This window comes from Nostoc sp., from assembly GCF_036916985.1.
In the GTDB taxonomy this organism is placed as follows: Bacteria; Cyanobacteriota; Cyanobacteriia; order Cyanobacteriales; family Nostocaceae; genus Nostoc.
Window position 1 is genome coordinate 70,315 of the sequence record NZ_JBALFD010000027.1, and the last position, 24,252, is coordinate 94,566.

Consider the following 24,252-nt stretch of genomic DNA (forward strand, 5'->3'; position numbering starts at 1 on the left):
GAGGCAGGGAACAGGGGGCAGGGAGCAGGAGTTATTTCTCCATCACTCAGCACTCAGCACTCACTACTCAGCACTCACCTTTACTCAAACAACCTGAAATAAGGGTAGCGCACAGGGACGCCAGGCTCTTTTTCCAAGTCAAAATTAATTACTTCCCAAGAGGGATCTTCTGAGGTATCGGGGCTAAACTCCACGGGTAAGCCGTACAAACGCGCAGCAGTCGCTTCTGGTTGTCCAGAACGCCAAGGCGTGCTGCGTTCTAAATAGCCACTCATCAATTCCTGATAGCGTCGGGCAATAATCACTCGTGTTGCTCGAAAGCCTTGGGTATAGAGCTTGTCTAATGCTTCGTGAATTTCAAAGCGAATACCATCGGGATGAGTATGCTGTCTATACCATTCATTATTCCACCTCCGCCAATGACGCCCCGATTGCAAATGGATTAACTCTCCATTTTTCGGATTAGCTTCAAAGGCGCCATGACGAGGACACAAATAAGTATCTGTTAGTGTCAGCGCCGGAATAGTCTGGCGACAATGGGGACACTGTATTTCCGGCCCAAACATCGGGTACTGCAAACCTGGATTCATCATGAAGTGCATACAAACATAATTTTGTCTTCACCAGCACTAGTGGGTTGGATTATACAATTCGGCTCAACCACTTTGGGTTACTTGCTCACTGCTGCATAGAAACGGTGTTGCGGCAGGAACATTATTCACTAGTGTTTTCCTCAGCGTAGAGGTTTGACGCTGTGATATTCTGGTTATGCAACCAGCCTCAAAGGTTGGAGTTTCTCCAGTGTTCCTGAGTACCATATTCATATTCTATCGTGTCTACCGCTTCTTACTGGACATCTCCTGATTTTTCTCAAGCTGCCTTTATCGCAGATAATGCTGTTGTTATAGGTTCGGTAAATATAGCACCAGGAGTGAGCATTTGGTATGGAGCAGTGGTTAGGGGAGATGTAGAACGGATTGAAATTGGCGAATGCACAAATATTCAAGATGGTGCAATTCTACATGGCGATCCTGGTTTTCCAACAATCTTAGAAGATTATATTACCGTAGGACATCGGGCTGTGGTACATTCTGCTTACATTGAGCGTGGAAGTTTGATTGGCATTGGCGCAGTGATTTTAGATGGGGTAAGAGTAGGTGCTGGTAGTATTATTGGTGCTGGTGCAGTGGTGACAAAAAATGTACCGCCTTTGTCCCTAGTTGTCGGTATTCCTGGTAAAGTATTACGCCAAGTAACAGAAGTTGAAGCCGCAGAACTGATTGAACACGCTAAACGTTACCAAAAGTTAGCTTTAGTTCATGCTGGTAAGGGTACTGATATTGGTTTTAGCAAGGCTTAGGGACTGGGGATTGGGGACTGGTGACTGGGGACTGGGGGAGAAGTTGGAGTAAGTTTTTTTCCTCTGCCCCATGCCAATCCCCAATGCCCAATACCCCACAATTTAAATATTCTTTACATATCTAGTTGGAAAAATTGCCCACTTCAGCTAAAAATAAAAATGAGAGCAGTTGACAAAACTTTAATTTCTACTTAAGAGAGGGGTTCTAGATATGGATATCGATTTCCGTATAGCGATCGTTTTAGCACCAGTTGCCATTGCCGCTGGTTGGGCAGTGTTTAATATTGGCGCTGCCGCTTTAAGACAAATTCAAGGCTTTTTGGACAAGGAAGCCTAAATTCATTGATAGGGCATGGGGCATGGGGTATGGGGTTTAATATTCTCCCTCATCCCCTTGTCTGCCTCACTCCCCTAAGCTACTTCTTCCCTTTATTTTGAATTTTGTTAGCGCAGCGTAAAGCCTTCTCTACGAGAGGCTCCGCCAACGGCATGGCTTCTCTACGAGACGCTGCGCGAACGCTTAGAGCGAGTCCGCGTACTCTTTCAGAGAAGCAAGCTACGCTTTTAGCGTCTCGTAGAGAGCGTCATTTTGAATTTTGAATTGATTTCTCCCCACTCCCTTCCTTGAATATCGATTCTGTAATACAACCCCTGCAACGCTTTGGTGTCCATCTCGGACTCGATCGCATTGTCAATCTATTGGCAAATCTTGGCAATCCTCATCATCAAGTCCCGGTGATTCACGTTGCTGGCACTAATGGCAAAGGTTCAGTCTGTGCCTATCTTTCCTCGGTACTCACTGAGGCTGGTTATCGTACAGGACGCTACACTTCCCCCCATTTAGTTGATTGGACTGAACGTATTTGTCTGAATGAACAGCCAATTTCCTCTGAGGAATTGAGTCAATTATTAGAAAAAGTCCAAACAGTGATTCGCCCTGATGAAGAATCAGCAACTCAGTTTGAAATAATTACGGCAGCTGCTTGGTTATATTTTGCCCAGCAGCAAGTTGATGTGGCTGTGGTAGAAGTTGGACTAGGAGGACGCTTAGATGCGACCAATGTCTGCTTAGAACCTTTAGTTACAATCATCACTTCCATTAGCCGGGAACACTGGCAGCAACTTGGCCCTACCATCGCTGACATTGCGAGAGAAAAAGCAGGTATTCTCAAACCTGGATGTCCTGTTGTAGTTGGGCCATTGCCACCAGAGGCAGACAAGGTGGTGCGATCGCGTGCTTTAGAATTAGAATGTCCGCTTTTTGCGCCTCAACCCGCCCATGAAATCGCTACAGGATGGGCAGAGTATAGATATGAAGCAGAGGGGCAGAGGGGCAGAGGGGCAGAGGGAGAAATTAAAGAATCAGCCCATCACTCTATTAAATATCCTTTGCCATTAGCGGGACAAATTCAGTTAACTAATTCAGCTTTAGCTTTAGCTGCGTTAGAAATTCTCCAGCAACAAGGTTGGCAGATTTCTGAAGAAGCCATAATAAACGGTATGGCAAAAACTAAATGGCCAGGGCGGATGCAATGGACTACTTGGAAAAACCATAAATTATTAGTTGATGGCGCTCATAATACCGCCGCCGCCCAAGTTCTCCGCCAGTATATTGATAGCTTAGACGCAGTTACTCATAAGCCAGTCAATTGGATTATAGGAATGTTTGCCGATAAGGATCATACTGATATTTTTACCGCTTTACTGCGACCAGGCGATCGCCTTTTTTTAGTACCAATACCAGTAGAACCCTTCCCCGGTAGAACTTCCGCCGATTTAGACTACTTATCAAACCTAGCTTACAACCTCTGTCCCGAATTAAGCGATCGCCAAATCCATCCAGATTTATTCACAGCCCTAGAAGCCGCTACCACAGACAATTTAATCGTTTTGTGCGGCTCTCTTTATTTAGTAGGTGATTTTTTACAAATGGGGAGTAGGGAATAGGGAATAGGGAATAGGGAATAGGGCATTAAATTTCTTCCCCAATCCCCAGTCCCCAGTCCCCAATCCCCATTACCTCTGATTCCACTCTTGCGCTGCATCTTCTACAGCTTTATCTACAGTTTTCTCGCCTAACATTGCTGCTTGCAAGTTTTCATAAATTGCCTTTTGCAGTTTGTTGAAATCCTTTAAAGTAGGGGTTAATATTTCTGCATTTTGTAGTTCTTTGGCAGTCAAAACTCGCGCTTTTTCGATGATTGAAGCATTAGCTGGAATATCTTTAAAGTAACTATCAGACAATGCTTTGATTGTAGAAGGTAGGACATTTGCAGCTTTCGCAAAAGCTAACTGATTTTCGTCATTGGTAACAAATAAAGCAAACTTCACAGCGCCGTCTGGTTGTTTAGTATCGCGAGGAATAACTATGTTCATTACCGCGACATTTTTCTTGCCTGTCTCACCAGTCAGTTGAGGTGCTACTCCTGTAGCTTGAGCAATCTTTGGGGCATTATTTGCGATCGTTTTGAGAAACTCTGGCCCAGAAGCTAGAAGCACTGTCTCACCAGATTGGTATAAATCGATCGCGTGGCGATGTCCTTGGGTTAAAGCCTCTTTAGGAAGCAACCCTTTTTTATACAAGTCTACCCAATACTGAAATGCGGCTTTCCCTTGTGCTGAATTAAATGCCGCTTTCCCATCAGCATCTATAAGGTTAACTCCCATTTGCACGAAAGATTCCAGCACTTCACCGGAATCTTGCGGTACGAAAGTCACAAAAAAGGCATATTTCCCTATCTTATCTTTAATTTGTTGGGCTGCTTGTGCTAATTCTCCGTATGTTGCAGGTACTTTATTGATACCTGCCTGTTTTAATAAATCAGTGTTATAAATGGTTAACCGTGTGGTGAGATACCAGGGAATCCCAAAGCTCTTGCCATTCAGCACACTTGCTTTCCAAATATTCGGCAGATAGGAGGAGCGTACATCATTGGGGACTTTCGCATCTAAATCTAACCAGGCATTTCGTCCGGCAAGTTGGGAAGCAAAACCCGGATTGAGGTTAACTACATCAGGTGGCGTTTTTGCGGAGACAGCTGTTAATATTTTGTTCTCCATTGCTGCCCAAGGTATATCAACCCAGTTAACCTTTATACCTGGATTTTGCGATTCAAAATTTGCAATTAGGCTTTTGAAGTAGTCGGTAAATTGAGGTTGGAGTTGCATTGTCCAAAACTCAACAGTTGCCACTCCTGAAGTAGCTTGTTTTGTACTTTTACTAACATTGCCTGTACTGCAACTTACAATCCAAGTGGTTAATAAGCCAAGCAGTACGAAAGCAACAAGTTGTTTAAATTTTCGCAATTGAATCATTTTCCCAGTATTTTTACGCTTGCTCAGTGTGAAAAGCTTAGACAGAATTGTTGAGATTATAGGCTAAATAAATTACCTGTAGAGACGTAATATATAACGTCCCTATCACAATAAATTTAAATTTTCAATTTAGTAGTCCAGCGGGCACAACTGTGGTAAAAAGTTTCACTAGTCTGTTTGGCAAATCGAAAAAAGGGGTCGGTATTGAACTTGCTCCCGAACGGGTAAATGTAGTTCAACTACGCAAGCAGGGTCAAGGCTTGAAACTAGAAACTTTTATATCGGTAGCAGTTCCAGAAGGCATAGTTACCGATGGTCAAATTACCGACCCTCCAGCGATGGCGCAATTAATCCAGCAGGCGCTAGCTGAAAGCAAAATCAAAACTTCTCGCGTTGCTACTGGTGTCCCAGGACGAGATTCTATCGTTCGGATTATACCAGTGCCCGCAGAGTTAGATGATAAAGAACTGCGAGAAATGGTTCTGAACCATGAAGCAGGTTTGTATTTACCCTATCCTCGTGAAGAGGCTGATGTAGATTATCAGAAACTTGGGTACTTTGTAGATGAAGATGGCATTGAAAAAGTACACGTACTCCTAGTTGCCACCCGTAAGGAGATCACGGATACCTATATAAGTACATTCGAGCAGGCAGGATTACAAATTGATGTTTTAGAAATTAACAGTTTTGCTTTAATTCGGACTATTCGCGAACAACTGCGACAATTTGGGCCGCAAGAAGCAGCAGTACTTGTTGATATCGAGTTCGATAGTACGGAAATCGCCATCATCGTTAACGGAGTGCCGCAATTTTCGCGCACAGTCCCAATCGGGACTTATCAAATGCAAACTGCCTTAGCAAGGGCAATGAGCTTACCCACATCACGAGATATGGAACTGTTACACGGAATGGTCATTCCCCCAACTCCCCTAGACGGCGGTAAAACTGGCGTTACTGAAATCGATCCTGGCATGGCTGCCATATTGAGAGTCTTGGGAGAATTAACGGATGAACTGCGCCGTTCCATCGATTTTTACCTCAATCAAAGTGAAAATTTGGAAGTAGCGCAGATTTTATTAGCTGGGCCAGGAGGTGGACTGCAACAGCTAGATGAATTTTTTACTCAACGATTGAGCTTGCCAACTACCCAAATAGATCCAATCGGGGCTTTGTCTTTGGATGTTGACACTGAGAAATATCCACAGGTACAACGCTCTGGTTTAGCGATCGTACTCGGCCTAGGAATGCGGGAGGTGTAACAAAATGTACAGCCTAGATGTTAATTTTCTTAAAGACCGCCCAGCATACCAGAAAAAGCCTGAGGGAAAGGGAGGAATAGCCTTCAAGTTTCCTACGGGGGATTTGACACTAGTGTATGTGGGAGTTGCAGTAGGTGTAGGTCTTCCAGCCTTATTGGGAGTTAGTTGGTGGTTATTGCAAGGGAAGATTGTGGAATTAGAGGGGACAGTTGCACAACTAGATCAGCAAAGCAAAAAGTTAGATACAGAAATCGGAAATCTTAACAAAATCAAAGCCGAAACGAAGTCAGTTAAAGAGGAGACTCAAGCTTTAGTCACTGTCTTTGACCAGATTCGCCCTTGGTCGGCAATGCTGCAAGATTTGCGCGATCGCATCCCCGCAGCAGTGCAAATTAAGAGCATTAAGCAAATCCCACCCATTGCAGTAGCGGCAGGTCAGCCACCAAACAATCCCGCCGGGGGATTAGAAATTACCGGATTGGCTCGTTCTTTTAATGATGTCAATGATTTCTTATTGAGTTTACAACAATCTCAGTTTTTGAAGCCCACAGAAACCAGAATTATCACCGCAGGATTAGTAAATGCCCCTTTACCTCCAAGTGTGGGTCAACCTACTAATGGTGTAATAATTAAGCCGCCACAAGTAGTTGAATACACTATTCAGTCCAGCATGAACGATGTTCCAGCTTCCGAATTAATTCGGGAGTTGGAGAAAAAAGGCACAGTGGGTTTAGTGACTCGAATTCGTAGTATCCAACAAACAGGAGTCATTCTAAAATGACGCTGAGTGATGATTTAAATTTTGGCGAACAAGGTGGGGAATTTGAGCAGGCAACGCCAGCATCCCCCGTGGTCTTTGGTATTACTTTTACACCAAAAATTATTGGGATTTTGGTGGGAGTAATTGGTTTAGGGATAGCAGGCTATATATTGGTAAGCCTACTGATGCCAGCTTGGGAAAACTATCAGCAGCAGCAGGCCAAAACCTCAGAACTACAAGGGCAAATTGAGCAAAAAAAAGCCAATATCAAACAGATTGATAAAGTTAAAGACGAACTAGCGCAGGCAAAGCAGCAAAAAGTTCAGGTTTTAGGTTTATTTGCTAACGAAAAAAGCTTAGATACATTGTTGTTGGATTTGAACCGCTTAATAGAGTCTGGCAATACTCCAAACTCTATTAGTACGGTAAGAGCCAAACTGGATAAATTCACGCCAGTTTCCCAAAAACCAGAACCCGTTGCCGATGGAAGTCTAGGGCTACAGGTTGACAACAAGCTAAAACGCAGCATTATCAATGCCCAAATTACAGGGACTTATGAACAAACACAATCGATAATTCGTAACATTGAGCGGTTACAGCCTTTGTTAATAGTTAAAGATTATCAATCAACTTTGGCTCCAGCCGAAGCAATATCTCCATTAGATAAAACGCCAAAGCCAATAGGCCCAGCAGCGATTAATACATTATTCCAGCTACAGGTGTTGATGCCACTTAGTCCAGAAGAAATAGCAGCAGCAGCAGCAGCAAAAGCAGCTCCGAAAAAGTAGTTAAGAATGAGAAGTTAGGAGTTAGGAATTAGGAGTTAAGAATTATGAATTACGAATTATCATTCCTAACTATTCACTCCTAACTCCCAACTTCTCATAATTGTTTGTAAACAAGGTTTTATCAGGTGAGGAATGAACTGTGAAACAGCTTCACGGTAATAGTTTTATTTTAGGTACTGCCGCTTTTGTCTTTTTGGCAAGTCAACCAGTTTGGGCACAAATTAGTCAAGTGACTGATGTCCAATTAAATCCAGTTGATGGTGGAATTAGCGTTGCTTTGAAAACATCTTCAGGGTCGCGCCCCCAAGTTTTCACTACGAAAAGAGGCAAGGCTTTAGTCGCAGATGTTATCAATACTCAATTACGATTACCACAAGGTAATAGCTTTCGTCAAGATACCCCAGCACCAGGAATTGCGTCTGTTGAGGTTAGTCAGCTTGATGCCAATAGCATTCGGGTGACGGTAACTGGTAGTAACAACACACCTAACAGTCAACCTGTGGTGCGATCGCCAAATGGAATTACACTCAGCTTTAGCCCATCGGCAGGCAATATAGCATCAGCACCTACGCCAACAGCACCAACATCTACAGCACCGCCTGTTACGACTCCAGCCCAACCTGGTCAAAACTCAGGTGTTCTCGTTCCCAACCCCCAAGTCACCATTGACGGACAACCTGCACAAGCTGCCGGGCCAGGTCAACCTCTGAGTCAGGCTCCACCTTTCTTACCCAGAGCCGTCGCCCCACCTGTAGGAGATATTGCCATCTCTAATACTGATGCTTCTCCTAGCACTATTGACTTGGGAAGTCAGGAACGCGTTCCTCGTTTAGTGCTGCGAGATGCGCCGGTGCGTGAGGTTTTGTCATTGCTTGCCCGTGCTGCTAATTTGAACTTGGCTTATATCGCAGGCGATCAAGCTGCTGGAGGTCAAGGTGGTGCTGCACCAGCAACCTCTCAAACAATCTCCCTAGATATTGAAAATGAGCCAGTACAAGATGTGTTTAACTACGTCTTGCGCCTCAGTGGTTTAGAGGCTAATCGCAGTAATCGCACAATTTTTGTTGGGCCTAAATTACCCAATTCCACCCGTGACATGGTTATGCGTAACCTGCGACTCAATCAGGTAACAGTCGATGTTGCCCTAAACTTTTTGGTCGGCTTGGGAGCAGAAAGTGCTGTCAGCCGAGAACGACAAGTTACCAGTGTTAGTGCTGTGGCTGTTGGGAATGCAGCTGCTCCCATCACTCAAACTCAAACGACCACGGAAACCAAAATTGAACGTCTAACCCTTGAGGACTCTAAATACACAACGCCTTTACTCCGAGGTCTACAGGCATTAGGAGACCAGCGCACTAATTCTTTGACCTTGATTGGTCCTCCCAGGCTAGTTGAGATGGCAATGGCTCAACTCACTCAGCTTGATATCCGCCGTCGCCAAGTGGTAGTTAATGTCAAGATTATCGATGTTAACCTCTTGAACATTCAGGACTACAACACTAGCTTTTCTTTTGGGGTTGGTAACAACTACTTTAGCAATGATGGTGGTGTCGCATCTCTGAATTTTGGCGGTTCCAGACCAGCTACTAGTAATGAAGCGAGAACTAGCTTGACTAGTACACCGATCGTCAATGATGTTCTTAGCACTGTTGCAGCGCCGATAACATTTCCCAAACGTCTTCTCGCTAGTTTGCAGGCTCAGGTTACAAATGGCAATGCCAAGATTTTGACCGACCCAACCTTAATTGTGCAAGAAGGCCAGACGGCTCTGGTCAACCTGACTCAAGAAGTAGTGGGAAATATAACCCTTCAAACAACGGATACTTCTGGTGGTTCTAGGACAGAAAGAACAATTGAGAAACAAAAAGTTGGCTTAACCTTGAATGTGAAAATTGAGCGGATTGACGATAATGGGTTCGTTTCTCTATCGGTTGCTCCTACTGTCAGCGCTCCTTCAGGCTCACAAGATACAGGAAGTGGAACTATTATTTTAGTGTCTGAGCGCTCCCTCACTTCTGGCTTGATTCGTTTACGAGATGGTCAAACGCTCATTCTCTCAGGTATCATTCAAGACCAAGACCGATCAACTATCTCCAAGATTCCTATTTTGGGTGATCTTCCCCTGATTGGTGCGCTATTTAGAAGTACAAACAGAAATAATCAGCGCAATGAGGTGATTGTGTTGCTCACACCTCAAATTATGGATGATTCTGAGAACTCCTCTTATGGCTATAACTACAACCCCAGCCCAGAGGTGCGGCAAATCCTTGAGCGTCGAGGTTTGAAGCTTCCTGGTAGGCAATAAAGGTAATGAATTGGTGAGTCACCTCTCAATATGCTTCGGCTAAAGGGGAAAGGTTTTGAATACATCCTTTCCTCTTTTTCCATAAGAGTGCAAAAAGCACTTTTGCAAGAGGTCATACAAAGGCTAAGGAGCTATTGGTGTCAACTTAACACGAAAGCAAGTCTAAAAGGGTTTCAGCTTAAGTTGACACCAATGGCAAGATGCCCACCCCACAAGAGTTAATTGGATATTTTTTTATTTGTCAGTCCCTAAATTCAACGTCCTAAATCATGCATTTCGTTAATTACTGTCGCACACTTTTGTGTCAACGCTTCTAATTCCTCTTTATTTGTGGAACTGGGAGCATCAATCAAGTTACCAATTCTCACAGTGATGGTAACTGCGCGAGGGATTTTCGAGCCTTTTTCTAAAATCCCCTCAGTACCCGAAATACTCACCGGCAATATTGGGGCTTTTGCTTTCGCCGCCAGCAGCAGCGCACCTCTTTTCGGGTCTGTAATCCGACCATCTGGGGTACGAGTACCTTGCAAGAAAACACCGACAGCCCAACCGTTATCGAGATATTCTAGAGCAGAACGGATGGCATTGCGATCGGCATTTCCCCGACTCACCGGGTAAGCGCCATACAATTTAATCGCTTGCGCCAAAATGGGAATATTAAATAACTCTTCTTTAGCCATATACGCCACTGGACGACGTACACAATTAGAGACAATCGGCGGGTCAAAATAACTAGCGTGATTACTCACTACCACTAGCGGCCCTGATTGGGGGACATTTTCCGTACCATAAATCTGGCCCCGAAAGTAAGCGTGAAACATGGGGCTGACGACTGACCATTTAAAGGCGTGGTAAAGTGCCAGACTGATAAACGGTTCGCGGTTTCTGTCCACAGAAGATAATGCAAATCAAACTCAACTTAGCATAAGCGATCGCAAGCCCCAGAGCAAACGCAAAATTGAAAGAATCGGGAATAGGGGAAGCATAGAATCCTTACGTCCATCCTCCAATTTCTGCCTCAGTTAAAGGTTTCTCTAACTTACTATATTCTGTTTGAGCAGCCCGCAATACGTGTTTCATCTGCACTGCTTCGCCAGCATCGGCAGCGAGGAAAGCTGCATTTAAGGCGATGTTACGGATGTTCCCGCCAGCGACATTGAGCCGTGCTAGTTGCAGAGCATCTAAACCTGTGGTTGGTGTATCATCTGGGAAGACGCGTCGCCAAATCTCGGCTCGTTGCGTTGTATCGGGGAAGGGAAACTGGACTACGAAGCGAATCCGCCGCAAAAATGCTGTATCAATTGCACTTTTCAAGTTGGTAGTCAGGACTGCTAAACCTGGGTAACTTTCCATCCGTTGCAATAGGTAGCTAACTTCTATATTGGCATAGCGATCGCGGGCATCTTTAACTTCACTCCGTTTACCAAATAAAGCGTCAGCTTCATCAAATAACAAAATCACCCCGCCTTGTTCTGCGGCATCAAATACCCGACGCAAATTCTTCTCTGTCTCGCCAATATATTTGCTAACTACCGATGATAGGTCAATGCGATAGAGATCGAGGCGTAATTTATGAGCCAGCACTTCTGCGCCCAATGTTTTACCAGTGCCGCTACCGCCTGCAAATAGAGCGCTGATTCCCAATCCTCTAGCACTCTTGCCCCCAAAACCCCAATTATTATATACAGTACTACGTTGGCGCACATGAGCCGCAATTTCTTGAAGAACTTGTTTCTGTGCCTCTGGTAATACTAAGTCTTCCCAATCACCAGATGGCTCAATTCGTTGGGCGAGTTCATCCAAGCGTGGACGTGCTTGCACACGGCAGGCATCCCATAAAATATTACCGATATCGGTTTCTGGTGTTTGTGCTAACTGTCCTGCGGCTTCTGCACAAGCGGCACGAATGGTTGCAGCACTTAGGTTAAACTGCTCCACTAGGGTTTTAACTTGCCCATTCATTCTTGGTGCAATCCCATTTAGCGCATCTTGCCAAACTGCACCTTGTTCTTTGCTAGTTGGTTGATGTACGTCAAAATTAACCACTAGGCTTTGTGATAAACCTATGCGTTCTCGACTTGTGATTATTAAAAAGCCCTTGGTGCGTTCGATGAAATGAGCGATCGCATTTAGCCGCGCTATATCATTAATATCCAGTTCGTTGCAGTCTATTAGTAGGGCACTCTTACTTAAAATCGTCTCGCGAGTCCACAAGCGGATGAGGTTATCCAACTCGCCAGGCGCTAGGGGAATGGCTTGTGCAGCCATTACCCAGAGATTTAAACCATGAAGTTGAGAAACTTTGGCGGCAATAGCACGTTTACTAGTAGTTTCTTTACTACATAACTGGACAATTGGCAAGCTATTAACCTGGGAAGCTTGTGACCAAATTACTGCTATTCGCTCTGCTAAATCTTGGTGCGAGGGTACTAAATCACTAACCTCTTGTAATGGTTCAATGATGCCAGCCAAGCGTTCGTCAAGATATTGAATGCCCGTGAGATAATGTAAAATCCGCTCATCAATTCTTATGGGACTGAGAGTCAAGGCATGACCATCACCAATTTGAATTAATCGCCAATGACGTAAAGGAGCATTTGGTGCGATCGCATCCCAGTGGACATCGGGTAAAGCTGCCAGAGCTAAACCCAAAGTTGGGTAAGCTCGTTGCGAATCCCCGTGGATTATAGCACATATTTTGGTAAAATCCCCATTCAATTCCATACCTGCACACAACAGCAACAAATCACATTCAAAGGATGAGAGGCTAAACATTTTGCCTACTCTCTCCAATGCCGATGGTGCAGGCATAGCAGCAGCAGCTTGCTGTAAAGCTTGCTGTAAAAGCGCTTGGTTTTTCTCTGGAGCTTGATTTTGCTCTTTTGCCGTGTGATTTTCTAAAATACCACGCACCACGGCGAGAGCTGCTGATAGGTAGCGGTAGTTTGCCTCATCCCAATTGCGATTAATTGTTGTAGCATTCATAAAATAGTCACCTGTGGCGAATCATAAGCCCCAGACCGATTTTTGTGCAGTGGACTTTGGGCGCCATCTACCCGCACCTGGACAATATAAGTTCCTGGCTTGACATTTTTGATCGGAATAGTGATTGCATCAGTATCTTCAGGGCGTGATGGCACAAAGAAAGAGTAAGCAGATGGAGTATTATCTAACACTTCATTGAGTAGTAAAACTACTCGCTGTGCTTTACCTACCTTGGGCTGGAATTTAACATTAATTTCTGCTGTGCGTAAATTGTCGCCACTATTTTCCACTTGGGTGACGAATGCTGTAATTGTTGGATGTAGGACAAAAGCCGCAACGTTTGATTCAACAAGATGATCCATTTGCCCCCCGTTGCCCATTGTCAGGTGTACGATTTGAACACCCTGCACACTTGGGTACAAATCTAGCGGAACTAACAAGCTGATTTGGGTTTCTTTAACTTCTTGAGGTACTAGTAATGTCTCCGTATTACCCAGACGAACTCGTGTGATTTCACCGCGTAACCGTTTACCACGAATTACTAATGTTGTGCCTGCAACAATCATTTGCTCAGTATTTGCTGGAGCCATCACTTGCTCTATAATCGGCTGAGATAATGGCGTCATGTAAAAACCTTCGGGGTTGTCAGATTTGCTACTCTCAATCAATACCATTGATGCCAGATAGGTAGCTGAAGGTCGATAGTGCGTTTGTAAAGCAGACCATAACTTAGAAGTTTCTTCCATGTTAAAAAACTCTGGAGTCAGTTTTATCTGTCCAATTTGTTCAGCTAAATCGGATACAGACACATTTGCTACAGCTTGCGAAAAAGCACTTGAAGTATTGGTTGTGGATGCATTAATCAAAGTACTTTCAATAATATTAGATGTGATCGCCGGGGTTTTGTGTAATAAATGCATCGCATAGCCCAGTAAAAGCTCCGCCTGAAAATCCTTGGCTCCGTAGGCTGTTAGCAAATAATGGAGGTCAAGCGCTAGTGGGGGAGTCGGAGAACACAAGTTTTTATTTATACGTGAATGCTTGCTCCGAAATTCCTGAGATACCCAATCGACATTGCGATTCTGTGTCACTTGATAGAGAAAGAGGTTAAGTTGAGCGCGCTCATCGGCTTCAACTGAAATTCGATCGGGTGGTAGGGCAGTTACAATCACATCACCAACACTAGCAGCGATCGGATCGCTGACTAAACCATTTTCCAGCAAGACTTTTAGTACTGCTGTCACGGCGGCTATAGAGAGCATATTACTCATCCTCATTCCTCATGGCAATAGCACATACTAATCATGTATGCCAGAGTACATTGACAGAATATATTTTGCAAAACTTTAAATATTCTGGGGGTTGGGGACTGGGGACTGGGGACTAAGTATCTATAAGTTCTGCGATAATACAATGTATTAGGATTTACACACATTCTATGAATTATTCTTTTCTCTACAAGAGGCTGCGCGTAACCCTGCAAAAAAGCAAGCTAGACGTAGTATTTCGTAGAAAATGGGGTTCGATAGATTAAGATTTTTGGCAGTTTTTGCGTAAGTACTGTATGTAAATCTCCCACCAAATTTTCCCAGCCCCAATCCCTAATCCATCCCAATTTTGCAAATTGACAAAGATAACAGATTGTCATTACGCTCGCAATGACAAAATATGTTTTTACACATTTGGGATTCTCACGTTCCCAATCCCCAGCCTAAATTTACGTTAACTTCACATCAGGAACCAATTTCAACTACCAAAGGTCTTATATTTAAACATTTTATCAAATTGTCAGTCTTAGTTTTATGTTAAGCTGAGTATAATTAGATAAACAGCTAGTAGCATATATTACAAATATTAATTTAACCTACGAAGCAAGTAAAAATGTAATATTTGTAATAATAGTATTATCTCTGACTAAAGTTAAAACTTTAACGTAACTAAAGATGGGTTGCCCCAGATGAAATCCCCACCTTCTTCAAATTCTTGGAATGGTCGCTTAGTAGGTGATAACCAGCGATACCGTTTAGACAGACGGTTAGGCGGGGGTGGCATGGGAGAAGTCTTCCTAGCAACGGATACCCGTGTCGGTCAACAGGTAGCTTTGAAGCTGCTCAAAGATACACTGGTGGCATCACAAGAAATGAGAAAGCGTTTTGAGCGTGAAGTGGCAGTTTGTGCGGCTTTGCAAAGCGATCATATCGTCAAAATTAGTGACTGTGGTGTAACTCCAGAAGGTTTTCCATTTTATGTGATGGAATATTTGCGGGGGCAAACGCTCAGACAATTACTGCTGCGTGAAAAGCGGCTATCTGTTGAGCGGACTGTAAAGATTATGGCGCAAGTTTGTAAGGGTCTACAGCTTGCCCATCAAGGAGTTACTCTGCAACGGGAAGGCGGCAAAACTACTGAGCATATTCAGGTAGTTCACCGCGATTTAAAGCCAGATAATATATTTCTGACGCCCACAGATTTGGGAGAGTGGGTCAAGGTTTTGGATTTTGGTGTTGCCAAAATTCGTAGTGAATCTTCAGAAAATTCCAATATTACAAATATAACTAGTACATTTATTGGTACATTTCGTTACGCACCTCCTGAACAAATCCAAAGCGATCAAAACCTGGATGCCAGGGGTGATATTTACAGTTTAGGGATTATCCTCTATGAAATGCTGAGTGCAGCTGACCCATTTGGAATAAGTATTAAGGGTAGTCATATTAGTGAGGCTTCTTGGGTATTAGCTCATGCTTATGAGCCACCAAAACCACTGCGATCGCAACCAGGATGTGAGCATTTACCCGTACAATTGGAAGCCGTGGTGATGAAATGCCTCCACAAAAACCCAGCTAACCGATTTGCAACTGTAGAAGAACTCAGTCAGGCTTTGCAGTCTGCTGCCAAATTTGTTACGGACAATACTAGTGTACCCGGACAGATTATTGGGCGATCGCAATCTTCCGACAATCAAGGTTCAAATCACGAAACTGTTCCCAGGCAATCGAACGACGATACCATTCTGCGTCCTCCATCTGCATACAATCAGGGTTCAAATCACGAAACTGTTCCCAGACAATCGAACGACGATACCATTCTGCGTCCTCCATCTGCATACAATCGGGGTTCAAATCACGAAACTGTCCCCAGACCATTTAACCCGATTGAGCAAAACCAACCTGAGGAAACTGTTCCTCCTCTTCAGCCTGAGTACAATCAAGGTTCAAATCACGAAACTGTTCCCAGACCATTTAACCCAGTTGAGCAAAATCAACAGAGTCCTGTGAATAATCCGAACACCAGCAAACCAGACGTGACGTTGTATCAACCACGACAGGCATCTAATCCAGGTGGGCAACAAGTGCCACCAGATAAAACGTTGTTTCAGCCACGACAGGCGTCTAATCAAGGTGGGCAACAAGTGCCACCAGATAAAACGTTGTTTCAGCCACGACAGGCATCTAATCAAGGTGGGCAACAAGTACCACCAGATAAAACGCTGTTTCAACCACGACAGGCGTCTAATCAAGGTGGGCAACAAGTGCAGCCAGATAAAACGCTGTTTCAACCACGACCAGCGTCTAATCAAGGCAGACCACAAGTACCACCAGATGTAACATTGTATCAACCTCGGACTGCATCTCATCAAGGCAGACCACAAGTGCGAACGGATGACACTATTTACCAACCAAGGCTAAATGAGCAGCTAGCTACGAGAATTACTCCCAATTTCTTGCGAATCCTGGGAGTGATCTTGGCCATTGGAGTGACTTTAGCATTAGTAACCTATATATATACTCAATCGCAATCTCGTAAAGAGCCAAGCAACCAGCAAGGTTTACCTAGATAATAGTCGAATTTAGAACTCATCAACCCAAAGGACGGTTAAAAATCAGGTTTTGGAGACGCGATAAATCGCCGTCTCTACAAGCGTTTTGGGCTTATCTGAATTATATTGCCTTAAAACCAAAATTTCGTATGTCAGAATTTACTATTGCATAGAAATAACTCTTGTGGGATGGGCGTCTCGTCATTAGTGTCAACTTAAGGTTAAAACCCATTTGTCAACGATGGGTTTTGTTAGGAACGAAGTATAAAGGTGAACTTTTTTCTAACTTTTATAGGCAAGCTGGGAGTGATGCTAATAAACAAAGCATTAATAGTCCCTGAAAAAGTTCGTTTTTTGTCCCTTTCAAACCGAATTTATCAGCATAAATGCTTATTGACATAGGAAGTTTGAGCTTAACTTGACACCTATGGCAAGATGCCCACCCCACAATATTGGATAATTTTTGTCTTGGAGTTCCCAAATAATTTTTTACCTTGGAACTGGTACTTGATTAATTACCGAGGCAATTACCGCATCAATTTGTAAACCATCCAGCATTGCTTCTGGTTTCAAAATCAGGCGATGACGTAGTAGTGGCGATGCAACTGCTTTAACATCATCTGGTGTGACAAAATCCCTTCCAGCTAACCATGCTAGGGCTTGAGATGTCTGCAACCAAGCACCGGCAGCGCGAGGCGATGCGCCCAAAGTTAAATCAGGATATTGACGTGATGTTCTCACCAACGCCAACAAATAATCAACGATCGCTTCTGATACTTTAACTTCTTTGACTGCTTGTCGTGCTTGCAAAATGTCAGCGATTGTTGCAATTGGTTTTAAACGGCTAATATCCAAACGCCTTGCTGCAAAACCCGCCTGACGATTGAGTAACATTTGTTTCTCAGCAGCTTGGTCGGGGTAATCTACCACTAGCTTAAATAAAAATCTGTCCAACTGCGCTTCTGGTAAAGGATAAGTGCCCTCAAATTCGAGAGGATTTTGGGTTGCAATCACCCAAAATAAATCTGGTAATGGCAAACTTTCACCATCCAACGTTACCTGCATCTCTTCCATTGCTTCTAGTAGCGCCGCTTGTGTCTTGGGAGGAGTACGGTTGATTTCGTCTGCTAGTAGCACTTCAGTAAATATTGGCCCTTTTTTCAAAGTGAAATTGCGGCTATTCAAATCAAAAATATTTGTACCAGTAATATCTGAAGGTAAAACATCTGGTGTTAATTGAATTCGGCGAAACTCCCCTTGAATTAACTGTGCCAACACTTTTACTAGGAGGGTTTTACCAGTTCCCGGTACTCCTTCTAAAATTACGTGTCCACCTGCTAGCAATGCTACTAAAATTTGTTGTATTAGGCTAGATTGTCCGACAATTACTTGATTAAGACTTTGACCAAGGCGAATTAAGATTGGATGGGTTTCGCTCATATTTTTTATTGATAAATAACTAACGCAAAGATATTATGTATAATTCCAAAAATTAATTACGAATTACGAATTAATCTAATGGTTCGCCATTTCCCCAACCAGCTTAACAGGTCTTGTTCACTGATGGGTTGTTTGCGAGATTGTAGCTTTAAAACTGCATCTAGTTCTGCTGCACTTACACCTGTTTTTTCTATCCAAAAATTGATCAAGGCTTCACGTTCTAAAAGTATTTGCCCTAATCCCAAGGCTTTTTGGAGTTGTAGTTGTTCTTGTTTACCCACCATTTCTACAACAAAGTCGGTGGTATCAGCTTTCTGTAAGACTCCAGCTAAAGCTTGGATGTATGCCTCGCTGTTATCTGCAACTGGTGTATCTAAAGCTACTGGCTTACCAAAGCGGCGATTCTGCGCCCAAATTAGCACTAATAGCAAGATACCTACCTGCACCAATATTGGCAATAAAGGAGTTTTAGCAAAAAAGCTAGATAAATCTCCTTCGTTTTCTTTCTTCCTGACATCGGCATCTTTATAACCGTGGATGTATTCATCGACAAAGATTGTGTTATTTTTTTCAGTTACTAGACTAGCTAGATACTTGAAATTACTTAAATTATCTTGGTAGGCATTGGCGGCTAAATAAGGAGTGGTAGAAAAAATCACTTTTCCCTGTTCGTAATTTTCTTTCCAGACAACAGCACCAAAGCGATCGCCTAAATCAACTTGCTCCTGTTTAGCTTTCTTATTTCGTCTACGTGTGTCAATTTTGATATTACCTTGGGGAGATTTCTGCATAGTGCTAAACTCCGCTTCAGTAACCCGCGCCCCCGCACCCAAAATTACCAAAGTATTTCCTTTTTCTACCCATTCACGCTCTTGACTACCCAGTATCGTACCCCCACCTACCTGGAGGAGGGTAACTGGGCTATTCTCTGGCTCAATATCACTAAAAGGTTTTTGCCAGCGTTTAATAGAAGTTCCCTGCTGTTGCATAAAAGCATACCAAGCACCATAGCCATCAGGGGCGCGGTTATAAGTAGAACCAGCATTAAGTTTAGTATTATTGGGAGCCGCGAACAAACTAAGTAAAACCATCGCAAATAGTGCGATCGCTCCGATCCAAGCAAGGCGATTTGGACGTTTCATATTCGACTTTCATTGCCTTTGAATATTACTAGTGTTAATACTTACTTATTTTTCAGATAAAGTCAAAATATACTTGCTTTAGTTTTTCAAAGGGATCGCCTGCTTGATGAATGCTTCTAAATTTTGGGTAGCAGTGGGATTGTCAAACAGAAGGTTGTTTGAGAGTTTTAGGGCTTCACGAACTGAGTATCGCCAATCAATATCTACGGCTAATCGCACTGCAATCTGAATATATTGCGAGGTATCATCTGCAATTGTCTGTGTTACACCGATAGCTTGCAAGAAACCATAAGAATGACGCCCCCGCATAAACTCACCAGGACAAGTGACAATCGGTAAATGACAGGCGATCGCATCCAGTGTTGTGTTACCACCCGCCCAGTCGAAGGTATCTAAGTAAATATCTGCCAAAGAAAGCAAGTCAAAGTAATCATCACGCGGTAGAACAGGAGAGAATACACAATAGTTAAGACTATCTAACCCTACAGCCGCGAATGCCCGTTTCAAACGTTCTTGAGAAATCCCAGAGCGCAAGAACATAAACTGAGCATTGGGAACTTGACAGGCAATTTCTGCATAAATGTAATCGTACTGCGGTAGATATTTATAGGCAGCTTGACTAGAGATGTAGACGATCGCATCTTCTCGTAATCCAAAAAATAATCGGTTGCGGCGAACTGAGTCCACTTTGATCGTAGGATAGGAAATCCCAACACCAGGCAAACGTACAAGGCTTTCGGTGTAGTGATGTTGGCCATTCAGAGGCTCCATCAGTTCGCTAGATAAAAAATAGTCAATGGTGGGTAGTCCAGAAGTGACAGGTTGCCCCCAAGCCATACATTGAATCGGTGCTAAACGGAGTCCAGCAATACATAGTGTGGTGGCATCCATACCTAATTCGGGAAAAATTAACACATCAAGGCGATCGTCAATAACTTGTTGACAAACCTGTTCTAAATTATTTGGCAAATGATAAAACTTTTTACTATAAGACCGGAATAATTGAGTAGCAGTATCAATTTGATGCCCTATGTGATACGAATAAATTTCAAATTTTTGATTATCTGCATATTTCAGCCAGTTTAAGAACAAAACTGTTCCACTCCAGCTACATAAAAAATAGGAAAGATAGCCAATTTTAATTCTTTGATTGTTGCTAATAGAAGAAATCGGATGCCTCTGACTCCATTGCGGATAATTTGCCGCCATAATTTGGTTAACTAGCTGTCCATACTGCTGCTGTAACACGAGATCATTTTTTGCCTGATATGCAAGAAAAAAATTTGTATGATGGCTGATTCCCATTAAAGCTTTTTTCTGTTCATCGGGGCTATTGATTGTTATTTCTTGAATTAGTTTTTCTAGCCCATGCTGAAACCATGCCCGGTAGATATCAATTTCTTGAGGAGTATGATAAGTTTCTGGGAGCATAAGATAGCTCAACATCTTAAATATGTAGTTTTCAGGAAACTTCTCTGTAACCTGTTGAGCGAAGTTACGAGCTTCCAGATAGTTGTGGCTTTGCTTTAGACGAATAATCAGCCAGTAATAGAGTTCTTCTGCTTGAGGGCAATTGCTAATACCATTTTGCAATGTTTTGATAGCTGCTTGCATCTGTCCAATTTTATACAAAACATTACTTAGCTTAAGATAATAGCTAATCTGGTGCGGACAACTGGATAAATACTTGCTGTAATATGGGATAGCGTTTTCAGGCGATTCACTGTCTGCGAAATAGTCACCCCATCTGTGCCAAGATTCTAGGCGAGCCGCTTCATAAATAGTTCGCTGTTTAATTTCTGACAATTCACATCTAGGAACTTTGGCAATTTCTTGCTGCTGGATAATGTAGCGATCTTCGTTATTAATTGCGATGCAAAAGTTAATTAATGATTTAATAATAGACCATTCTTGGGTGGTTAACTGACCTGTAAGCCCTACATTAAAGTCTTCAGAGATATCCTCTTCTAAACTAAGTTTTAGAACTGTTTCAAAAAGTAATGAGTTAGCATTATCTTGTAATTCATCAGATAAACTTTGACTGTCAATTAGCAGTGTTATATCTTGTCTAGCTGGATGTGTGGAAAGAGTTCTGAGAACATTCATCAAGTCTTCTGCGATCGCAGTTTCTAAATTAGACCAATCAGGAAAAATAATAAAATTAATATCTCTTAATTCATTAATTAACATAGCGTTGCAATTACTAATGACAATCTGCCTTGCATATAGGCACTACTATATACGTTTTTACAGCGATGTCATCAGTAATACCAGAACAAAAATATCTCCAACTTCTTTAATAAGTCAGATATCTGAGGTTATAGGGATTTGCAAATCAAATAGAATTACCAAAGCTATTTGATTGCACATAATATCACTCAAATTGCACAAGCGATCGCTCCGATCCAAGCAAGGCGATTTGAATGTTACATTTTTGACTTTCATTGTAATAATTAAGCAGTCTTAAAAAATCGAATAATTTCGCGGACATGATCGAGAAATTGTCCGTCGGTGGAAAGTTGCGCGATCGCATTTCTGGCTTCTCTTGCCAAACGCTCATGTTCGGTTTGATTTGTCGCCCGTAATTCCTCCAAGTTAGCCGCAATTCGGGCTAAGTCTCTGCGAGTCTCTTCAGCAAAGCGTTGTTGAGTTGCAGAGAAGGAATAGGGCTGTTCTGGGTTGAGTTGATCTTCCAACGACTGAATTTTTTGTTCCAACGTAGAGAAGCGATCGCGCAGTTCAAAAATATCTTCGCGGGGATACTTCCATTCTTGGCGAATCATCGCTAACCGTGCATATAAATACTCATAAGCGCGAATTGCGGGACGCAGAATTGTTAATAACAAAGCTGCACCAGAACTGATATATCCCACTGTACTAATACCTGTAGCAGCCAGAGTATAAAGACCAACAGCTGAGAATAAGTGTAAAGCAATGGCAACCCAGAGCGATCGCTTGGCCAAAAGTGTGACATACTTCACCTGTTTCTCATCGACTGCAATTCCTTTCTCAGTTGATTGTGCTGCTTCTGCTAAGACTTCTTTGGCTTGAAAATGCACATTCCACGGTACGGTGACAATTACCAACAGCCACCAAAAACTAGCACCACCAATCACCCAATCAAGAAAGTTACCCGCAGGGATGTGCAGCCATTGCAGTAAGCCAAAAGCCGCCAGTACCACAACCACAATTCCAGCTATAGAACTGATGAAAAAGTTAATATACATTTTGCCCCGTCCTCAGTGAAACTATCACCTTAATTATGGCTAGGGGTTCTCAGTTATACAGATATATTTGTGATGGTTTTTCTAGTTGCACATAATAAAAGAAGGGAGAAATAATGGAATACTTCTTTTTAGAGTTTCAAGTAGATGATTCCAAAAGATTCAATGCTCTTTGTCAAGTTTTCAACGAAATTAAAAAAGATAAAGACAACAATTCTTGGCGTAATGAAGAAGATTGGCTAATTTTTTTTGATCGCAAAGCGCTATCACATTTTTGGTGGCCTAGTGAAAAGGAAAGGACTGAATATTTCCGTCGCTGGCTTGCAACACCTGTGAAACAGAGGCGGACAGATCATAGCCTCAAAACTCCTTGGGACTTTTATTCTATGTTTGATGCTTTTAAAAATGGTGAATATCAATTAATTGCTTGTAGAATGGTTTCTGCCGACAGAGCTAGACTGGAGTTTGAACCCTTTAGCTATCCTTATGGCGGAACTGGGGCAATACAAGCATTAGTTGAATCTTTCGATTTTATAATTCTTGCAAAAGATGATGGTACCGCATACACAAAATTTAACCTGTAGTTTGGCAAAAGAGTGAGGCAATTCAAACCTTTCCCTGTCACTATTGGATGAGATAGCTACGCCAAGTTGATTGAGTATTTTTACTACCTTTTTCTGGAAGCAGCAATCGCCAAGTTTTACCTTCTTGCTGAATTTGCAGGTAAACATCAAAGGGTTTTTGTGGTTGCGTCAAGCGCCGTTTTGGTAACTTAACAATCAAGTCGTAGGTTCCCCGAACGTGGAAAGCTGGTAAATTTTCAATGGTTAAGGGTTGTTCCTGGGTAATTGATAGCCGCTTGATTTCAAATCCTTGAAAATCTAAATCCAACTGTTGGCTAAGTTTTTGTTGAGTTTGTTCTAGCCCAAGTGCGATCGCTTTTTGCACTAATTCGCTAGTCGGTAGCAGTCCAATACTGCCACAAGCTGTTACTAACACTAGCAATATTGCTGTCAAAACTAACCGCACCATGTTGTTCCTGAGATTCCACTTATCAGCGATAGTATAACTGTAGATTCTCTTAATTTTCTCATCTACCATGCCAAAACAGTCTATAGGTCTTGATAACCAACTCTACAATTATCTTTTATCCGTTTCGCTGCGGGAACCAGAGATTCTTAAGAAGTTGCGCCAAGAAACTGCCAGTCATCCCCGGAGTGGAATGCAGATTTCACCAGAACAAGGGCAGTTTATGAGACTTCTGGTACAGTTAATTGGAGCCAAAAAAACCCTGGAAGTGGGAGTTTTTACAGGTTATAGCTCACTTTCTGTCGCTTTGACACTGCCGGCTGATGGGAAAATCATTGCTGCGGATGTGAGTGAAGAATTTACTGCGATCGCCCGGCGATATTGGCAAGAAGCTGGGGTTGCCGATAAAATCGATTTGCGATTAGCACCAGGTTTGGAAACTTTAGATCAGTTATTGGCAACTGGGCAAGCCGAGACATTTGATTTTGCTTTTATTGATGCCGATAAAGAAAATTATGATGGATATTATGAGCGATCGCTGCAATTAGTCCGTCCAGGTGGATTGATTGCCATTGACAATGTTTTATGGTCAGGAAAAGTTGCTGACGAACAAATTCAAGATGAAAGCACCCAAGCACTCCGGGCGCTCAACAAAAAGTTACATCATGACGAACGGATAACACTCTCCCTTGTCCCCATCGCCGATGGACTTACTTTAGCCATCAAGCGACCTTAGAGTGCTGAGTATTGAGTGCTGAGTGCTGAGTGCTGAGTAAATTAATGGATAGATTCCTTGTAGAGACGGCGATTTATCGCGTCTCTCTA

The 24,252-nt window shown here is 42.9% G+C and carries 20 protein-coding genes; 10 read left to right on the forward strand and 10 right to left on the reverse strand.

Features of this window, described 5'->3' with window-relative positions; genetic code table 11:
* Positions 1–80: 80 nt before the first annotated feature.
* Positions 81–590: a TIGR02652 family protein gene (locus V7L07_RS10505; RefSeq protein ID WP_442936046.1), complete on the reverse strand. Its 510-nt coding sequence runs from the start codon at positions 588–590 to the stop codon at positions 81–83.
* 242 nt (positions 591–832) lie between these two features.
* Here V7L07_RS10505 and V7L07_RS10510 point away from each other — a divergent pair, with 242 nt between their 5' ends.
* The 3 genes from V7L07_RS10510 (at position 833) to V7L07_RS10520 (ending at position 3,307) form a co-directional block, all read left to right on the forward strand.
* A complete protein-coding gene (locus V7L07_RS10510; RefSeq protein ID WP_335057512.1) occupies positions 833–1,360 on the forward strand; it encodes a gamma carbonic anhydrase family protein in 528 nt (175 codons plus the stop codon).
* 211 nt (positions 1,361–1,571) lie between these two features.
* The gene (locus tag V7L07_RS10515) at positions 1,572–1,697 is read left to right on the forward strand and encodes a photosystem II protein Y (RefSeq protein ID WP_179067906.1); all 126 of its coding nucleotides are present in this window, start codon (positions 1,572–1,574) and stop codon (positions 1,695–1,697) included.
* Between the two features lie 287 nt (positions 1,698–1,984).
* A complete protein-coding gene (locus tag V7L07_RS10520) occupies positions 1,985–3,307 on the forward strand; it encodes a bifunctional folylpolyglutamate synthase/dihydrofolate synthase (protein ID WP_335057514.1) in 1,323 nt (440 codons plus the stop codon).
* Positions 3,308–3,376: 69 nt separating this feature from the next.
* On the opposite strand, the gene V7L07_RS10525 is transcribed toward V7L07_RS10520, so the two are convergent.
* Positions 3,377–4,675 (reverse strand): ABC transporter substrate-binding protein, encoded by a 1,299-nt coding sequence (locus V7L07_RS10525; RefSeq protein WP_335057516.1) that lies wholly within the window; start codon positions 4,673–4,675, stop codon positions 3,377–3,379.
* Positions 4,676–4,827: 152 nt separating this feature from the next.
* Between V7L07_RS10525 and pilM the strand changes: the two genes are divergently transcribed.
* From pilM to V7L07_RS10545, 4 genes are all read left to right on the forward strand, one after another.
* A complete protein-coding gene (gene pilM, locus V7L07_RS10530; RefSeq protein ID WP_335057518.1) occupies positions 4,828–5,934 on the forward strand; it encodes a type IV pilus biogenesis protein PilM in 1,107 nt (368 codons plus the stop codon).
* Between the two features lie 4 nt (positions 5,935–5,938).
* Complete coding sequence (locus V7L07_RS10535) at positions 5,939–6,715, forward strand: PilN domain-containing protein (RefSeq protein ID WP_335057520.1); 777 nt, start codon at positions 5,939–5,941, stop codon at positions 6,713–6,715.
* Positions 6,712–7,482, forward strand: coding sequence for a pilus assembly protein PilO (locus tag V7L07_RS10540; RefSeq protein WP_335057522.1), 771 nt, complete (start codon positions 6,712–6,714; stop codon positions 7,480–7,482). Before V7L07_RS10535 ends, V7L07_RS10540 begins: the two co-directional genes overlap by 4 nt.
* A 139-nt stretch (positions 7,483–7,621) precedes the next feature.
* Positions 7,622–9,787, forward strand: a complete 2,166-nt coding sequence (locus V7L07_RS10545; protein WP_335057524.1) for an AMIN domain-containing protein — start codon at positions 7,622–7,624, stop codon at positions 9,785–9,787.
* Positions 9,788–10,041: 254 nt separating this feature from the next.
* Here V7L07_RS10545 and V7L07_RS10550 read toward each other — a convergent pair whose 3' ends face one another.
* From V7L07_RS10550 to V7L07_RS10560, 3 genes are all read right to left on the reverse strand, one after another.
* Positions 10,042–10,680: a lysophospholipid acyltransferase family protein gene (locus tag V7L07_RS10550; protein ID WP_335057525.1), complete on the reverse strand. Its 639-nt coding sequence runs from the start codon at positions 10,678–10,680 to the stop codon at positions 10,042–10,044.
* 100 nt (positions 10,681–10,780) lie between these two features.
* Positions 10,781–12,772: an ATP-binding protein gene (locus V7L07_RS10555; protein WP_335057527.1), complete on the reverse strand. Its 1,992-nt coding sequence runs from the start codon at positions 12,770–12,772 to the stop codon at positions 10,781–10,783.
* Entirely contained in the window at positions 12,769–14,043 is a 1,275-nt protein-coding gene (locus tag V7L07_RS10560; protein ID WP_335057529.1) for a DUF4255 domain-containing protein, read from the reverse strand. The genes V7L07_RS10555 and V7L07_RS10560 overlap by 4 nt, the downstream gene beginning before the upstream one ends.
* Positions 14,044–14,729: 686 nt before the next feature.
* Here V7L07_RS10560 and V7L07_RS10565 point away from each other — a divergent pair.
* Positions 14,730–16,613, forward strand: a complete 1,884-nt coding sequence (locus tag V7L07_RS10565; RefSeq protein ID WP_335057531.1) for a protein kinase domain-containing protein — start codon at positions 14,730–14,732, stop codon at positions 16,611–16,613.
* A 468-nt stretch (positions 16,614–17,081) separates the two neighbouring features.
* Here the strand turns inward: V7L07_RS10565 and V7L07_RS10570 are convergent, their stop codons facing one another.
* From V7L07_RS10570 to V7L07_RS10585, 4 genes are all read right to left on the reverse strand, one after another.
* Positions 17,082–18,032 (reverse strand): AAA family ATPase, encoded by a 951-nt coding sequence (locus V7L07_RS10570; protein WP_335057533.1) that lies wholly within the window; start codon positions 18,030–18,032, stop codon positions 17,082–17,084.
* Between the two features lie 56 nt (positions 18,033–18,088).
* Positions 18,089–19,174 (reverse strand): DUF4350 domain-containing protein, encoded by a 1,086-nt coding sequence (locus tag V7L07_RS10575; RefSeq protein WP_335057535.1) that lies wholly within the window; start codon positions 19,172–19,174, stop codon positions 18,089–18,091.
* A gap of 78 nt (positions 19,175–19,252) precedes the next feature.
* A complete protein-coding gene (locus V7L07_RS10580; RefSeq protein WP_335057537.1) occupies positions 19,253–21,364 on the reverse strand; it encodes an O-linked N-acetylglucosamine transferase, SPINDLY family protein in 2,112 nt (703 codons plus the stop codon).
* Between the two features lie 263 nt (positions 21,365–21,627).
* On the reverse strand, positions 21,628–22,401 hold the full coding sequence (locus V7L07_RS10585; RefSeq protein ID WP_334777980.1) for a hypothetical protein: 774 nt from the start codon (positions 22,399–22,401) through the stop codon (positions 21,628–21,630).
* A 113-nt stretch (positions 22,402–22,514) separates the two neighbouring features.
* On the opposite strand from V7L07_RS10585, the gene V7L07_RS10590 reads away from it, so the two are divergent.
* Complete coding sequence (locus tag V7L07_RS10590) at positions 22,515–22,982, forward strand: hypothetical protein (RefSeq protein WP_334777981.1); 468 nt, start codon at positions 22,515–22,517, stop codon at positions 22,980–22,982.
* Between the two features lie 40 nt (positions 22,983–23,022).
* Here V7L07_RS10590 and V7L07_RS10595 read toward each other — a convergent pair whose 3' ends face one another.
* Positions 23,023–23,430 (reverse strand): hypothetical protein, encoded by a 408-nt coding sequence (locus V7L07_RS10595; protein WP_334777985.1) that lies wholly within the window; start codon positions 23,428–23,430, stop codon positions 23,023–23,025.
* 67 nt (positions 23,431–23,497) lie between these two features.
* Between V7L07_RS10595 and V7L07_RS10600 the strand changes: the two genes are divergently transcribed.
* The gene (locus V7L07_RS10600) at positions 23,498–24,163 is read left to right on the forward strand and encodes a class I SAM-dependent methyltransferase (RefSeq protein WP_335057539.1); all 666 of its coding nucleotides are present in this window, start codon (positions 23,498–23,500) and stop codon (positions 24,161–24,163) included.
* Positions 24,164–24,252 lie beyond the last annotated feature (89 nt).